Source organism: Novosphingobium resinovorum, assembly GCF_001742225.1.
In the GTDB taxonomy this organism is placed as follows: domain Bacteria; phylum Pseudomonadota; class Alphaproteobacteria; order Sphingomonadales; family Sphingomonadaceae; genus Novosphingobium; species Novosphingobium resinovorum_A.
Genome location: NZ_CP017075.1, coordinates 82,424 through 97,158 on the forward strand (window position 1 = coordinate 82,424; position 14,735 = coordinate 97,158).

A 14,735-nucleotide genomic window follows, 5' to 3' on the forward strand; every position below is an offset into this window, starting at 1 on the left:
AACCTCATCCGGCGAGCGAGGTCAGGAACGGTGAGACCCGCCGGCCGTTGATCGCTTCCTGGAACGCGAGGAATTCCCCAGCCGGGAGTGCCCTGGCATAGAGCCAGCCTTGCGCGAAGCCGACCCCGGCGGCGCGCAAGTAGGCTTCCTGTTCAGGCGTCTCGACCCCCTCGGCGACGATCAGCAGGTTGAGGCCGTGGGCGATCTCGATGACGTGCGGGACGACCACGCTGGTCGCTGCCTCCCGGCCGATGGCATCGACGAAGGACTTGTCGATCTTGAGTGCGTCGAGCGGCAGTGCGGCAAGCTGCGCGAGACTGGAATAGCCGGTGCCGAAATCGTCGATCGCCACCATGTGGCCCTGCGCACGCGCCGTCTCCAGAGTCTCGCGCGCGGCGGCGGCATCCATGAAGCCGCGCTCGGTCGCCTCCAGCCAGACCTGCCGGGGCGCGACCCCGGCCTCGGCCAGCGCATGCGTCAGGACCGGCAGGAAACGCCCGCTCTGCATGTCGATGGCGGAGATGTTGATGGCAACGTGGACGCTGCGCTCGCGCCGCAGCATGTCGGCAAGGTCGGCGACGACGCAGCCGATCATCATGTCGGTCAGCGGTTCGATCAGGCGGTGCTTCTCGGCGAGCGGGATGAAGACCTCGGGCGAGACGCTGGTGCCGTCGCTGCGCTGCCAGCGCAGCAGCGCCTCGGCACCGACGCAAAGGCCGGTCGCGATCTCCATGATCGGCTGGTAGAGCACGTGCAGTTCGCGGCGGCGGATGGCGTCTTCCAGCGCGCGCTCGGGCGTCAGCCTGCGGCGGGACGTCCACACGATCAGCGCGACCAGCAGCGCCGAGGTCAGCAGGGCAAGCGGAACCAGAGCCCACAACTCGCGGGCCATGCGGGACTGGACAAAGGCTTCGTCGGTGATGGCAAAGGCGCGGAAATGCCCGTCGTGCACGGAAGTGAAGATACGCGCGCCGACGCGGGCGAAGCCGTCCAAGGACGCGGCCCTGCGCATCACGTCCCCGGGCGCGGTGCCGTTGACGGCGATGATGCGGCCTTGAAGCGTGGCGATGCCGACCGTCATCGGCGTATCGGTCAGCACGTCCACGAAGCGTTCGTGGCTCACCAGCGCGTTGTAGTCGCCGCGATCGACCACGATGACCGGATGGCCGGCGCTGACTTGCGGCGCAACGTTCAGATAGAGGCCGAAGCCGCCGGCCAGTCGCGCATCCGGCGTTCCGTGTGCGACGAGCTTCGTCACCTTGCCCCAACTGGTGCAGGCGAGCTTGCCGTCCTGGAAATAGCCGACTTCCTCCACCGCGAGGTTGTCCACCGCCAGCTTGCGCATCCGCGCGATATGATCCTCTCCGCAGGCGTCCCAATCGACCGCCTGCAGTTCGCGGAATACGTCGGTCACGCGCGCGAAATTGCGCTCCGCACGCCGCAGCGTCCAGTCGCTGTATTCGGCGAGATGCTCGCGTTCGGCCTCCAGAGCACGGTGCCGGGCATAAGCGATGGCGGCTGCAAGCGGCAGGATCGTCGCAAGAGCGGCAAGAATGCCGGCGATGAAGACGATCCGCTGCCGCTGCATGGGCACACTATGTCAGAAAAACTACGTACTTCTACCCGGATTTGCCGACATAGCGGGCCACGGTCCTGCAGGCTTCGCAATGACGAAGCGGAGGTACTACGCTCAACCCAGCTTCAGTACGCCGTCGATGCGGCGCGGGGCGTTCCACGGATTGCCGTCGCGAAGGCCCTCGGGGAGCAGCGCGAAAGGCATGTTCTGGTAGCACACCGGGCGCAGGAAGCGCTCGATCGCCGAGGCGCCGACCGAGGTTGTCCGTCCGTCCGAGGTCGAGGGGAACGGGCCGCCGTGGACCATCGCGTGGCACACTTCGACGCCGGTGGGCCAGCCGTTGACGAGGATGCGTCCGACCTTGCGCTCCAGCACCGGCAGCAGCAGCGCGGCCTCCGCCTCGTCCTCGGCGTCGAGGATCAGGGTGGCGGTGAGCTGGCCTTCGAGGGCGGCGATGACCTTGAGCGCCTCGGCCATGTCGGTGACGGTGATGACCAGCGAGGAGGAGCCGAAGACTTCCGCGCCCAGCGCCGGATCGGCGAGGAAATCGGCCGCCGTGGTGCGGAACAGGGCGCCCTGCGCCTGATGCGGGCCGGTCGGCTCGACGCCGCGTGCGAGGGTGGTTACAGCGCCGTGGCCCGCCAGCGCGCTCACGCCCTCGACATAGGCCGAGTGGATGCCCGGCGTCAGCATGTCCTGCGCCGCGCTGCCGCCCATCGCCGCCGAGGCGGAGGCGAGGAAGGTATCGAGATCAGGCCCGTCGATGGCGATGACGAGGCCGGGATTGGTGCAGAACTGCCCGGCGCCCATCGTCAGCGAGCCGACGAAGGCCGCGCCCAGCGCTTCGGCACGCGCGGCGAGGGCGGCGGGGAACAGCACGACCGGGTTGATCGAACTCATCTCGGCATAGACCGGGATCGGCTCGGGCCGGGCCGCGGCGGTGCGCATCAGCGCCATGCCGCCGGGGCGCGATCCGGTGAAGCCGACCGCCTTGACGCGGTGGTCGGCGACCAGCGCGGTGCCTGCCTCACGCGTGGCGGGGAGGTAGGAGAACACGCCCTCGGGCAGATGGCACAGCGCCACCGCGCGCTGGATGGCGCGGGCCACCAGTTCGCCGGTGCCGGGATGGGCCGAGTGACCCTTGACGATAACCGGACAACCCGCCGCGAAGGCGGAGGCGGTGTCTCCGCCCGCGACCGAGAAGGCGAGGGGGAAGTTGCTGGCGCCGAACACCACGACCGGGCCAAGCGCGACCTTGCGCACGCGCAGGTCCGGGCGCGGCAGCGGCGCGCGCTCGGGCAGGGCGGGATCGATGGTGAGGCCCGCCCAGCTGCCTTCACGCAGGACTTGCGCGAAAAGGCGCAGCTGGCCGGCGGTGCGGCCCCGCTCGCCCTCGATACGGGCGCGGGGAAGGCCCGTCTCGGCCATGGCGCGCGCGATGAGCGGCTCGCCGATGCCGACGATCTCGTCGGCGATGGTTTCGAGGAAGACAGCGCGGGTTTCCGGGTCCAGTTCGGCGAAGGCGACCGCGGCCTCGTCGGCCAGCGCACAGGCGCGCTCGACTTCCGGCAGGCCTGCGGTGGTGAAGCGCGGTTCCAGCGCCGCGCCGGTCGCGGGGTTGATGGCGGCATAGCTTGCCTGCGTCTGCGCTTCTTCGCGGCCGATGAGGATGGCGCCGGTGATCATGTCGATGTCCTTAGCTGAGCGTGGGAAATGGTGATGGCCGTCAAAGCGCAAGCCGGGCGCGGCGCCTAATGCGCATGGCGGATCGGATTTCGCCCGGATCGCAATGATCGCCTGTCGTAGTTCCAACATTCGTTGTCCGGCTGGCAGTGCTTGAGGCGATCGCTTTCGTTGGGGCGCCCTGACGCGAGGTGGGCTGTTCACGGCCAGCGGTCCCGGATCAAGTCCGGGATGACGAGGTTGCGTTTGTGCGATCTTGACAAATATAACCACATGGGTTATATGGCCCAGCATCCCGAGCGGCGAATGATCACGTCGCTCCGGTGTATCGGGTCGGCGTCGTGGGCCGGGATGCGGTTTCAGCCGCGATCGCGCAAACCACGCGTCCATCGAAGACCCGGACTGTCTCTGCGCTACCGGAAACGCCGTCCATACGTTCCTGCGACACACGGCAGGACTTGGGACGGCCATCCCGGATAGCCTTCGGCCGATAACGATGCGAACCCTAACGACGGCCACATGGGACTTTCCGATGGAATACAGGTCGAGCCGGGCTGCACCGTGAGTTACCCGGCCGCTCGCCAGAGCTTCACGGAAAACCAAACCCTGCGTCCCAGCTTGGACGCTCCCGACGCCGACCCGATGTTCACTTCGGTTGCGTTGATTTCCCCGGCGTAATGGCCCGCACTCGCCAGCGGGTATTTCCGCGTGCGCTAACTGCACGCACAACCTCGTCATCCCAGCGAAAGCTGGGACCGCTGGCCTGTTACGGCCAACTATCGTTCAAACGCCCTGTCGAGGGTTGGGCCTTACTCGGCCAGCGGTCCCAGCCTTCGCCGGGATGACGGCCTGGCGACAGAGATGCCCGTCACAGGATGGTCCGTGCGCGCCCGGTGCCATCAATCGATCACATTGCAAGCGGCCCGCCGGCGCGTTAGCAGCGAGGATGCAGGCAGGGAGTAGAGGCGCGCATGGCAGACGATATCGGCGGATCGCCCATGCGCCCGCGCTCCTCGCGCCGTTCGCGCGCAGGGAACACCATTGCCGACGTGGCGCGCGAGGCGGGGGTCTCGCTGATGACGGTGTCGCGCGTGATGAACGGCAAGGCCAACGTGCGCGAGGAAACGCGCGAGCGGGTCGAGGCTGCGATCAAGGCGCTGAACTATTCGCCGAGTGCCGCCGCCCGCAACCTCGCGGCGGCGAGCGAGATCCGCATCGGCCTGCTCTACAGCAATCCCAGCGCCGGCTATCTCAACGAATTCCTTGTCGGTAGCCTCGACCAGGCGAGCCGGGCCAACGTTCAGCTTGTGGTGCAGCTTTGCGACAACCCGGAAGAGCGCGCCGAAATCGTGCGGCGCCTGATCGACGGCGGGGTGGACGGGCTGATCCTGCCGCCGCCGCTCTGCGACGCCGACGACATGCACCAGTTGCTGCAGGAGGCCGGGCTTCCCGCCGTCGCGGTGGCTTCGGGGCGGCCTGCGGTGTTCCTCTCGTCCGTCAACATCGACGACCGCGCGGCGGCGGCGGCGATGACGCGGCACCTGCTTTCGCAGGGGCACGAACGGATCGGGTTCGTCTCCGGCAATCCCGACCAGACCGCATCGGCGCTGCGCCTTTACGGCTACCTCGATGCGCTGGGGGAGGCAGGGCTGGTGTCGGACCCGGCGCTGGTGGTCGAGGGGCAGTTCACCTACCGGTCAGGCCTCGACGCGGCGCAGAAGCTGCTGGCACTGGCCGAGCGGCCGACCGCGATCTTCGCCAGCAACGACGACATGGCGGCGGCAGCGGTCTCGGTGGCGCATCGCATGGGGCTGGACGTGCCGCGCGACCTCACCGTCGTCGGCTTCGACGATGCCCCGCAGGCGACCACGACCTGGCCGGAACTGACGACGATCCGCCAACCGATCGCCGACATGTCGCGCGCGGCGGTGCTGCAACTGGTCGAGGACATCCGCACCGTCCGCGAGGGACGCCGTCCGGCGCCGCGCCATTCACGGATGACCTTCGAACTGATCCGCCGCGAATCCGACGCCGCGCCTTCGCCCTGAAGCGTCAGGCCGCGCAGGCCGGTGCGAAAGTCTCGATCGGGGCCGGGCGGGCGAAGAGGTAGCCCTGGCCGAGCCTGCAGCCCATCTCCGCCAGCTTGCGGCGTTGTTCTTCGGTCTCGACGCCCTCGGCCACGACCTGCTTGCCGAGGCCCTGCCCAAGCCCGATGATGGCGCGGATGATCGCCTCGCTCTGGCCGTCGTCGTCGAACAGGCCGAGGGTGAACGAGCGGTCGATCTTGAGCACGTCGAAGGGCAGGTGCTTGAGATGGATCAGCGAGGCATAGCCGGTGCCGAAGTCGTCGAGCGCCACCGTCACGCCTGCCTCGTGCAGCAGGTCGAGCGCCTTGGCGGTCTCGTCCACCGCGCGGCCGAGCACGAAGTCCTCGGTCACCTCGATGCACAGGCGTTCGGGCGCGATGCCATAGTCGCGTATCCGCGCCAGCAGGCGGGCGGCGGCGTGGGGGCTGTCGAGCTGTGCGGCGATCAGGTTGACCGAGAGCTTGGGGATCTGCTCCGGGTGGTCCCGCAAGGCGGCGAGGCCCATGTCCAGCACGTGCTGCTGCACCGCAAGGCCCAGTTTGCGCTCGTTCAGCATGTCGCCGAAGACGGCCGGTGTCATCAGCCCGTGGACCGGGTGCTGCCAGCGCAGGAGCGCTTCGTAGGATCCGATCGCGCCGGTATCGATATCGACGATGGGCTGGTAATGGAGCGAGAATTCGGCGCGTTCGATGCCCTGGCGCGCTTCCAGTCCGAACAGCTGCCGGCTGTCCAACTGCTCACGCAAGTGCGGGGCGTAGTCGAGCAGGCGTCGGCGGCCTTCCTGCTTGGCCTGATAGAGCGCGAGGTCGGCGTTCTTGGCGAGCACGTCGGGTTCGGCGGCATCCTGCGGGAAGCAGGCAAGGCCGATGCTGAGCGACAAGGCCCAGCTGCGGCCGCCGTGCGTCAGCGTCGCACCCTGCAGTTCGTCCAGCGCGCGGCGGATGCGCAGTTCCGCCACGGGGTCCCACGGCAGCAGGATCGCGAACTCGTCACCGCCTATGCGCGAGACGTGCGCGGACGGACCACCTGCGGCCACGAGGCCCCGTCCGACCTTGCCGAGCAGCAGGTCGCCGCCGTCATGGCCGAGGCGGTCGTTGATGTGCTTGAGATGATCGACGTCGATCAGCAGTAGCATGAAGGGGGAGCGTGCGGCATCCTCGCACATCGTGCGCAGCGCGGACTGGAAGGCGGCGCGGTTGCCGAGGCCGGTCAGGTAGTCGGTCTGGGCGGCGCGGCGGAAGGTCTCGCTCTCGACCTGGGCGACCTTGCGGGCCTGCTCGGCCGTGTCGCGCTCCTTGCCGAGCAGGCGGAAGCGGTCGGCGATGGCGAGCGACAGGGCGATCGATTCGAACGCGAGCGCGGCGAAAGTGGCCATATCGACCACGTCGTCCTGCACCGTGATCCCGAAGTTGCGGCTGACGCGCAGCGCGAAGACCGAGAGCACCGGGGTCCACCCGGCAAGGTAGAACCACACGACACGGCTGCGTGCCCGCAGGGCGATGCCTATGCCGACGCCGACGCTGGCGGCGCTGAGGACGAAGACCACGTTGAGCCAGCGGTCCAGCACGACCGGCGCAGCGACGGGGACGAAGGCGGCGAGAACGCCGACCACCATGTTGAGGCAGGCGCAGATCTTCCCCCACCGCACCAGCCAGCGCGGCAGCACGCCTTCCTCGATGACGGCCAGGAAGAACATGTTCCCCGCCGCGATCAGTCCGGCGACGAGCAGATAGTCGGTCGTCACCGCGAACGGGCCGACATATTCGGGGAAGGCGAAGGCCAGCACGTTGGTCCAGGTCAGGCCGTAGGCGAGGACCAGCAGCGACCACACGAGATACCAGCGCTGGAAGACCAGTCGCTGGCCGGTGTAGATCAGCAGGTTGTAAGCGAACGCGGAGAAGATGGCGCCCGCGAACACACCCATCAGCGCCAGCCAGATGCCTTCGAGCCGCAGCAGGCTCTGCGGGCTCATCGCCGAAAGTTTGCGCATCAGCGAAAGGTCGTCGAGGTTGCGGTAGCCGATGTAGACGTCGCGGACATGCGCGCCGGGCCGATCGACCGCGAAGCGCAACATGCCCCCCAGAGCCCAGTGGCTGCCGATGGCGCCGGGCGCGATCGTGGTGCTGCGGGTGCGACCGTCAGCATCGACCACCAGCATGGTCATGCGCTCGAACCGGCTCTGGTCGGTCATCAGGAGCCAGCCCGAAGGCAGGCCGGACAGCATGCGCGGATCGCGCAGCTTCAGCCATGCCCAGCCCTTGGCGTAGGCGGGATGGTCAGGCACGCGGGCGCAGTCGAAGTTCAGCCGCGCGACCGAGGCGGCAGTGACCGGATAGTCCGCCGGCGCGGTGGCATAGCAGACGTCGGAGCGCATCCGGACGATCTCCGCCCGCGCGGAAGACGACCAGAACAGCGCCGCCAGAAGCAGCCAAACGAAGACGAGATGCGACCTAACCGGCATGCCCCAACCTTGATCAGGGCCATACGTATAAACCGAAGGTCACTAGAAATGGTTAACGGCAGCGACCGGCCGAAGCGATTCGGCGCAATCTATGAGGACAAAAAATACCCCGCGGCGGGCATTTCCTGTTAGCCAGCCTCATCAGCTTGCCGGGAACCTATCTTTTCATGATCAGTCACAATGCCGCCCGCGACCTGCCCATCGCGATCGTGGGAGGAGGGTTCAGCGGGACGCTGCTGGCGATCAACCTGCTGCGCTACGGCGTCAAGGTCGCCCTGATCGAGCGTAATTCCGCCCAGCTTGCCAAGGGCGTGGCGTTCGGTACGCGGCGGCCGGAGCATCTGCTCAACGTGCGCGCCTCCAACATGAGCGCGTTCCCCGACGATGCGAAGCACTTCGCCCGCTGGATGGATTTCGCCGACGCCGACGAGGCGAACCGCTTCGTGCCGCGCCTGACTTACGGGACCTACTTGCGCGAACTGCTGGTCGAGGCGCTGGCGAAGGCCGGTCCCGACGCGCAGGTCATCGACGGCGAGGCATGCTCGGTCGATTTCGGCGATGGCGCGGCACATGTGCGGCTGGCCGACGGCGACGTCGTCGATTGCCGCGGGGTGGTGCTGGCCCTGGGCAACTTCCCGCCCGCGCCTCATGGCGTGCTGGAGGGGCTGCCGGGGCACCTCTACAGTCCCGATCCCTGGGATCGCTCGGCGATCGAGGGCCTCGCCGCACTCGACCACGTCCTCGTGGTGGGCAGCGGGTTGACGGCGGCCGACGTGGTGCTGTCGCTGGAAAGCTCGGGGTTCGGCGGCAAGGTCACGGTGCTTTCGCGCCGGGGGCTCAAGCCGCTCGCCCACGCCGAGAGCGGGCCGGTGGTGGTTCCCATTTCCGACCCCGATCTGCGCGGCGCGGACCTCGTCCGGGCCGTGCGGCGCCGGGCGGAGGAGATCGGCTGGCGCGGCGCGGTGGATGCTCTGCGACCCCACACCCAGAACATCTGGCGCCGCCATTCGACCGCCGCGCAGGCCCGCTTCCTGCGGCATCTGCGGCCATATTGGGACATTCACCGCCACCGCCTCGCCCCCTCGGTCGCGCAGCGGCTGGAAGCGATGGAGAGCGCCGGGCGGCTGCAGTACGTGGCTGGCAAACTGTGCGGAGCCGACGAAGCCGGCGGGCAGGCGGTGGTGCACTATCGCCCGCGTGGTCAGGACGGCATCGAGGCGATCGCGGTGGACCGCGTGTTCAACTGCGCCGGGCCGGACGGCGACTTGCGCCGGGTGGAGGCGCCGGTCCTGACGCATCTGCTCGAGGCGGGACATGTTCGCGGCGATGTCCATGGCCTTGGGGTGGACGTCGACCATCTCGGCCGGGTGCGCGATGCCGCTGGCAATGCGCAGGACCGCCTGCTCGCGGTCGGGCCGATCACCAAGGGGGAGGCCTGGGAGATCGTCGCCGTGCCCGATATCCGGCGTCAGGTGTGGGGCCTTGCCCGGTTCCTCGCCGACGAGCACTGGGTCGGCGGCGAGGGACTTTGAAGCAAGGTCAGGCGCCGGTGGTGGCGGTCTGGCGAGCGGGCAGGGCGGCGAGGATCGTCTCGCTCTCGGTGCGGCTCAGCCAGTCGGGGCTGGCCTCGAAGAACAGCACCGTCGCGTCGGGCGCGAGGGCAAGGATGGCGGGCTGGTCGATCTCGTAGCTGCCTGTTCCCAGTGTCGCGCCGATCCACGGCTGGCCGTGCGGGACGGCGGGTTGCTCGTCAGGCAGGAAGGTAATGCCAAGTTGGCGGCCGAGCGCATAACCGGGGTCCGAAGCCACGGTGAAGCCCAGGCCATGGCGCGCGATCAGGTCCCGGTCGACCGGGATCTGCGCGCTGACCGCGATCAGGCGAATGCCGCGGGCGCGCAGTTCGGGCAGCAGCGTCTCGTTGTACCACGGCAGCGCGATGTTGCAGGCGGGGCACCCACCGAAGCGGAAGAACACGAGCACCGCCGGGCCATCCGCAAGGATCGTGTCGCGCGTCAGTTCGCGCCCGTCCTGATCGATCAGCGTGAAGGGTTCGACGGTGTCGCCAGCCTTCGGTTGCGCGGACGGATCGTGCCGCTCGACGAGCACCCGGCGCTGCGCTGCATTGCGTTCCAGCTGCTCGGCGCTCCAGGTGCGCTCGCGTTCGGCCTGCAGCGCGGCGAAGCGGTCGTTCAGGGTTTCGGTCATCGGTAAGCCTCATCGTTGATCGCATCCAAAGCTATGGAAAGCCCGGCACCGCGACCAACGAGAAGCCTTGAGAGCCGCTTGAGATTATCGAATAAGCAGCGCCATCAGTTGGGAAGCCCGGCGACCACCTCGCGCGCCAGTGTGGCAAGCTGGTGGGTTGGCCCGTCGAGCCCGGGCGCGGTATGCAGCACACAGGAGACATGCGGCAGCGAGGGCAGGCCGACGTCTCCCAGCGGCGCGTCGCGCAGGAACATCCCGGTGCGGCAGGTAAGGCCGAGCCCCGCATCCACCGCCGCGCGCAAGGTGGTGAGATTGGGCGTCTCCACGGTGATGCGGAACGGGCGCCCGGCATCCTCCAGCGCGCGGATCGCCGCTTCCCGGAAGCGGCAGGGCGTCTCCAGCACGGCTAGGGGGATCGTCTCGTGCGCGGCCAGTTCCTCCTTGCCGAACCACGACATGGGCGCGGTGGTCACCGCATTGCCGTCATTCGGCGCGGCAAATCCCAGCACGATGTCGAGTTGCCGCCGCTGCAGCAGGTCGAGGAGTTCCGCCGTGCCCGCAACCCGCGAGTAAAGTTCGGCCTCCGGGTGCAAATCCGCGAACTGGGCGAGGAGGCCGGTCAGGAGCAGTTCCGCGAAATCCTGTACCATGCCGATCCGCGCCGGCCCGGCGAAATGCCCGGCGGTGACCGCCGCGACCGCTTCGTCATGCAGGGCGAGCACCTTGCGTGCATAGTCGAGCATCAGGTCGCCGTGCGCCGTCAGCGCAAGGCGGCGTCCCTCACGGTGAAACAGCGACTGTTGCAGCAGCTCTTCGAGTCGCTTGATCTGGAGGCTGAGCGCCGACTGGCTTACGAAAACCCGCTCCGAAGCATGAAGCATCGAGCCGGTATCGACGATCGCAACGAAGCTGCGCAGAAGGTTTGTCGGGAGATTCACGGGCATCGGCGGGCTTTCAAGATTCGTGTGATGGCCAGGATTCGTATGATGGCCTGCATGCATCCATGCGTTATGACTTATTCTCAATCAAAATAGTAGAGATTTAGGTGAGGCAAGCAATTCTGTCCCCATGCCCTTTTTCTGCTTTCGGCCCGGTTTTCCGCACGTCCGGGCGTCGGATGAGCGTTTCGAGGCGCCATTATGAGCGTTGCTGATAGGTCGGCACAACATTCTCCATTGAATTGGTAGACATTCAGGTGCCAGTTTCGGGTCATGACCACACGAGGCACTTCGTCCATGTCCCCATTCACCCGATTGGCCCGCTCGCTGGGTTCTGCCCGCTGGCTCTCGCCGCTGTTGCTGCTGGCGGTGCTCGAGGCCGGTTCCGGGTCCGGCCTTATTCCCGAGCGGACCCTCGCGGCGCCTTCGCAGGTGCTGGCGACGCTCTGGGCGATGACGGTGTCGGGCGAACTGACCGACAACCTCGCCGTTTCCTTCCTGCGGATCATCGCGGGCCTGGCGATCGGCGTGACCACCGGGATTGTGCTGGCGCTCGTCGCCGGGCTGTCGCGGCAGGGCGAGGTCGCGGTCGATCCGCTCATGCAGATCAAGCGTACGATCCCGACGCTGGCGCTGACGCCGCTGTTCATCGTCTGGTTCGGTATCGGCGAGACGCCCAAGATTGCGCTGATCGCCTTCGCCTCGATCTTCCCGGTCTACCTCAACCTTTACGGCGGTATCCGCGGGATCGACGTGCGCCTGCTCGAAGGCGCGCGCAGCCTGGGCCTCAGCCGCGCAGCGCAGGTCTGGCATGTAATCCTGCCCGGCGCGCTGCCTGCGCTGCTGGTGGGCCTGCGTTATTCGCTCTCGGTCTCGGTGCTGGTGCTGGTCGTGGCGGAGCAGATCAACGCCACTGCGGGCCTCGGCTACCTCATCAACAACGCGCGTGACTTCATGCGCACGGACATCATCCTGGTGTGCCTGATGGTCTACGCCGTGCTGGGCCTTGCCGCCGACGGACTGGTCCGCGCGGTCGAGAGCCGCGCGCTCGTCTGGCGCCCCTCCATCGTTTCCCAATGAACCTGCTGCGTGAACCCGCTCCCCGAAAGGACCCTGCCGTGGATGCTCGCCTGAATCACTTTACCTCGCCCGCCGCGCCCGCCGTGACGTCCGAACCCGTCGTCAGTCTGCGCGATTTCACCCGCCGCTTTGGCGACAACACCATCATTTCGGGCCTGAACCTGCAGATCGCGGCGGGCGAGTTCGTCATCCTCCTCGGTCGTTCCGGCTCGGGCAAGACCACCCTGCTGCGCACGCTGGCCGGCCTCGATCCGGTAGAAGGGCAGGACGTGACCATCCCCGGTTCGCGCGCCGTGGTGTTCCAGGACGCCCGCCTGCTGCCGTGGAAGAAAGTCTGGCGCAACGTCGCCCTCGGCCTCAAGCGCGGTAATGCGCGCCAACTGGCGGAAGAGGCGCTGCAGGAAGTCGGCCTCGGCCACCGTCTCGAAGCCTGGCCGCTGACGCTTTCGGGCGGCGAAGCGCAGCGCGTGGCCCTTGCCCGTGCGCTGGTGCGTGAGCCGCAATTGCTGCTGCTCGACGAACCCTTCGCCGCACTCGACGCCCTGACCCGCCTCAGGATGCACGAACTGGTGCTGTCGCTGTGGCGTCGTCATCGCCCGGCGGTGCTGATGGTGACGCATGACGTCGACGAAGCCATCGCGCTCGCTGACCGCATTGTCCTGCTCGACGGCGGAAAAATCGTTGCGCAGGAGCGGATCACTGCTTCGCGCGGCCCCGAGCGTGCGACCGTGGCGGCGCCGTTGCGCAAGCGCCTGCTCGATGCACTGGGCGGTCTGGTCGAGGAACGGCCTGCCGGGGAGATCGTCGCGCTGCATGCCGGAGCGCGCCCGTGAATGCGTTCGCCCCGATAGCGACCGCCACGGACCTGTCGCCGCTGCGCCGGTTCGTCACCGACTTCGCCGGCTTGCTTGACGATACGGACGATCTCGACCGGATTCTGCGCGATGGCGGGGGCCTGCTGGCGGATCTGGTCGCGCAAGACGACTGGCTGCCGGAGGAATACGCCCGGCCGCACCCCGAACGCTACCAGCAATACCTGCTCCACTGCGACAGCGCCGAGCGGTTTAGTGTGGTGTCCTTCGTCTGGGGGCCTGGGCAGGCGACGCCGATCCACGACCACCGTGTCTGGGGCCTCGTAGGCGTACTGAGCGGCACCGAGAGGGTGCAGAGCTTCCATCACAGCGATCATGACGGCGCCCTGGTGCAGTACGGGGCGACCCGCACGCTCCACCCCGGCGAGATCGAGGCGATCGACCCGCGCGAGGGGGATATCCACCGCGTCGAGAACGGGCAGTCCGATCGAACCTCCATTTCGATCCATGTCTACGGCGCCAACATCGGTGCCGTCGAACGCGCCACTTACCGCGCCAGCGGCGAGGAGCGGCCGTTCATCTCCGGCTACGCCAACACCACGTTGCCTAATCTTTGGGCCAACCTCTGGGATATTTCGAGGAAAGCATGACCGTCACCCCCTATCAGGTCCGCAGCGCGCTTCTGGCCCGCAGCGAAATCGCGCTGATCGACGTGCGCGACGAGCATCCCTTCGCCGCTGGCCACCCGCTGTTCGCCGCGCAGATCCCGCTGGCGCGCATCGCTGCCGAGGCCGAGTGGCGCCTGCCGCGCAAGGATGTGCAGGTCGTCGTCTACGATGACGGCGAAGGGCTTGCCCCCTTCGCGGTCGAGGAACTGCGCGGGCTGGGGTTCACCCGCGTCGATCTGCTGGACGGCGGCCTGCAGGGCTGGCGCGACGCGGGCTACGAGCTGTTCGAGGACGTCAATTCCTACTCCAAGGCCTTCGGCGAACTCGTCGAGCACCGGCGCGGCACGCCCTCGCTTCCGGCCGAGGACGTGCAGGCGCTGATCGACGAGAAGGCCGACATCGCCATCCTCGACGCGCGCCGCTTCGACGAATACGCGACGATGAGCATCCCCGGCGGCCGCAGCGTGCCGGGCGCCGAACTGGTGCTGCGCGCGCCGGTCGCCGCGCCCGACCCGGACACCACGATCATCGTCAACTGCGCGGGCCGCACCCGCAGCCTGATCGGCGCGCAGTCGCTCATCAATGCGGGGCTGCCCAATCGCGTCTTCGCGCTGCGCAACGGCACCATCGGCTGGACCCTCGCAGGGCAGCAGCTGGAGCACGGGCGGCAGGAGAGCGTCGAACTCGGCGGCGATGTCGACGAAGCCCGAGCCCGCGCCCGCGAAGTTGCCTACCGCGCCGGGGTGCGCCGCATCGACGCCGCGCAGCTTGCCGGCATCGAGGCCGAGACGCACCGCACCCTCTACCGCTTCGACGTGCGCCAGCCGGACGTCTACGCCGCCGGGCACCTTCCGGGCTTCCGCAATGCCCCCGGCGGCCAGCTGGTGCAGGAGACCGACCACTTCGCCCCCGTGCGCGGCGCGCGCATCGTCCTTGCCGACGACCTCGGCCCGCGTGCGGACATGACCGCGTCGTGGCTAGCGCAGCTGGGCTGGGAAGTGCTGGTGCTGGAAGCCGACTTCACCGCCCTTGAAACTGGCCCGCTCGAAACTGGCCCCGACGGCGCCCCCACGCCGCGCGGACCCGAGGGCCGCTACAAGCGCCCTTACGAGGGCACCGACAATCCCAAGGCCGCCATGCAGGCCTACCTCGACTGGGAATACGGCCTTGTCGCGCAGCTTCAGCGCGACGGCACCCACGGCTTCTTCGTCATCTAAAATCATAA

The 14,735-nt window shown here is 68.0% G+C and carries 11 protein-coding genes; 6 read left to right on the forward strand and 5 right to left on the reverse strand.

Features of this window, described 5'->3' with window-relative positions:
- Window positions 1-4 precede the first annotated feature (4 nt).
- Window positions 5-1,588, reverse strand: a complete 1,584-nt coding sequence (locus BES08_RS00285) for an EAL domain-containing protein (protein WP_069707363.1) — start codon at window positions 1,586-1,588, stop codon at window positions 5-7.
- A 102-nt stretch (window positions 1,589-1,690) separates the two neighbouring features.
- The gene (locus BES08_RS00290; RefSeq protein ID WP_069707364.1) at window positions 1,691-3,262 is read right to left on the reverse strand and encodes an aldehyde dehydrogenase (NADP(+)); all 1,572 of its coding nucleotides are present in this window, start codon (window positions 3,260-3,262) and stop codon (window positions 1,691-1,693) included.
- A gap of 968 nt (window positions 3,263-4,230) precedes the next feature.
- Here BES08_RS00290 and BES08_RS00295 point away from each other — a divergent pair.
- Window positions 4,231-5,307, forward strand: a complete 1,077-nt coding sequence (locus BES08_RS00295) for a LacI family DNA-binding transcriptional regulator (RefSeq protein WP_008828999.1) — start codon at window positions 4,231-4,233, stop codon at window positions 5,305-5,307.
- A 4-nt stretch (window positions 5,308-5,311) separates the two neighbouring features.
- Here BES08_RS00295 and BES08_RS00300 read toward each other — a convergent pair whose 3' ends face one another.
- Window positions 5,312-7,807, reverse strand: a complete 2,496-nt coding sequence (locus tag BES08_RS00300) for a putative bifunctional diguanylate cyclase/phosphodiesterase (RefSeq protein WP_069707365.1) — start codon at window positions 7,805-7,807, stop codon at window positions 5,312-5,314.
- Window positions 7,808-7,974: 167 nt separating this feature from the next.
- On the opposite strand from BES08_RS00300, the gene BES08_RS00305 reads away from it, so the two are divergent.
- The gene (locus tag BES08_RS00305) at window positions 7,975-9,339 is read left to right on the forward strand and encodes an FAD/NAD(P)-binding protein (protein WP_069709090.1); all 1,365 of its coding nucleotides are present in this window, start codon (window positions 7,975-7,977) and stop codon (window positions 9,337-9,339) included.
- Between the two features lie 7 nt (window positions 9,340-9,346).
- Here the strand turns inward: BES08_RS00305 and BES08_RS00310 are convergent, their stop codons facing one another.
- Entirely contained in the window at window positions 9,347-10,012 is a 666-nt protein-coding gene (locus tag BES08_RS00310; protein ID WP_008829002.1) for a peroxiredoxin-like family protein, read from the reverse strand.
- Window positions 10,013-10,116: 104 nt separating this feature from the next.
- Window positions 10,117-10,956, reverse strand: a complete 840-nt coding sequence (locus BES08_RS00315) for a LysR substrate-binding domain-containing protein (RefSeq protein WP_069709091.1) — start codon at window positions 10,954-10,956, stop codon at window positions 10,117-10,119.
- A 291-nt stretch (window positions 10,957-11,247) separates the two neighbouring features.
- Between BES08_RS00315 and BES08_RS00320 the strand changes: the two genes are divergently transcribed.
- From BES08_RS00320 to BES08_RS00335, 4 genes are read left to right on the forward strand one after another with little or no spacing between them, the layout of a single operon-like run.
- On the forward strand, window positions 11,248-12,030 hold the full coding sequence (locus BES08_RS00320; protein WP_069707366.1) for an ABC transporter permease: 783 nt from the start codon (window positions 11,248-11,250) through the stop codon (window positions 12,028-12,030).
- A gap of 38 nt (window positions 12,031-12,068) precedes the next feature.
- Window positions 12,069-12,863 carry an ABC transporter ATP-binding protein gene (locus BES08_RS00325; RefSeq protein WP_008829005.1) on the forward strand — a complete coding sequence of 265 codons (795 nt, stop codon included), beginning with the start codon at window positions 12,069-12,071 and terminating at the stop codon, window positions 12,861-12,863.
- Window positions 12,860-13,492 carry a cysteine dioxygenase family protein gene (locus tag BES08_RS00330; RefSeq protein WP_069707367.1) on the forward strand — a complete coding sequence of 211 codons (633 nt, stop codon included), beginning with the start codon at window positions 12,860-12,862 and terminating at the stop codon, window positions 13,490-13,492. The genes BES08_RS00325 and BES08_RS00330 overlap by 4 nt, the downstream gene beginning before the upstream one ends.
- Window positions 13,489-14,727, forward strand: coding sequence for a rhodanese-like domain-containing protein (locus BES08_RS00335; RefSeq protein WP_069707368.1), 1,239 nt, complete (start codon window positions 13,489-13,491; stop codon window positions 14,725-14,727). The genes BES08_RS00330 and BES08_RS00335 overlap by 4 nt, the downstream gene beginning before the upstream one ends.
- Window positions 14,728-14,735: the final 8 nt, after the last annotated feature.

Coding starts and splice junctions, on each gene's coding strand:
- BES08_RS00285 (WP_069707363.1), bottom strand. CDS start 1,588: ATGCAGCGGCAGCGGATCGTCTTCATCGCCGGCATTCTTGCCGCTCTT.
- BES08_RS00300 (WP_069707365.1), bottom strand. CDS start 7,807: ATGCCGGTTAGGTCGCATCTCGTCTTCGTTTGGCTGCTTCTGGCGGCG.
- BES08_RS00290 (WP_069707364.1), bottom strand. CDS start 3,262: ATGATCACCGGCGCCATCCTCATCGGCCGCGAAGAAGCGCAGACGCAG.
- BES08_RS00335 (WP_069707368.1), top strand. CDS start 13,489: ATGACCGTCACCCCCTATCAGGTCCGCAGCGCGCTTCTGGCCCGCAGC.
- BES08_RS00295 (WP_008828999.1), top strand. CDS start 4,231: ATGGCAGACGATATCGGCGGATCGCCCATGCGCCCGCGCTCCTCGCGC.
- BES08_RS00315 (WP_069709091.1), bottom strand. CDS start 10,956: ATGCCCGTGAATCTCCCGACAAACCTTCTGCGCAGCTTCGTTGCGATC.
- BES08_RS00310 (WP_008829002.1), bottom strand. CDS start 10,012: ATGACCGAAACCCTGAACGACCGCTTCGCCGCGCTGCAGGCCGAACGC.
- BES08_RS00305 (WP_069709090.1), top strand. CDS start 7,975: ATGATCAGTCACAATGCCGCCCGCGACCTGCCCATCGCGATCGTGGGA.
- BES08_RS00320 (WP_069707366.1), top strand. CDS start 11,248: ATGTCCCCATTCACCCGATTGGCCCGCTCGCTGGGTTCTGCCCGCTGG.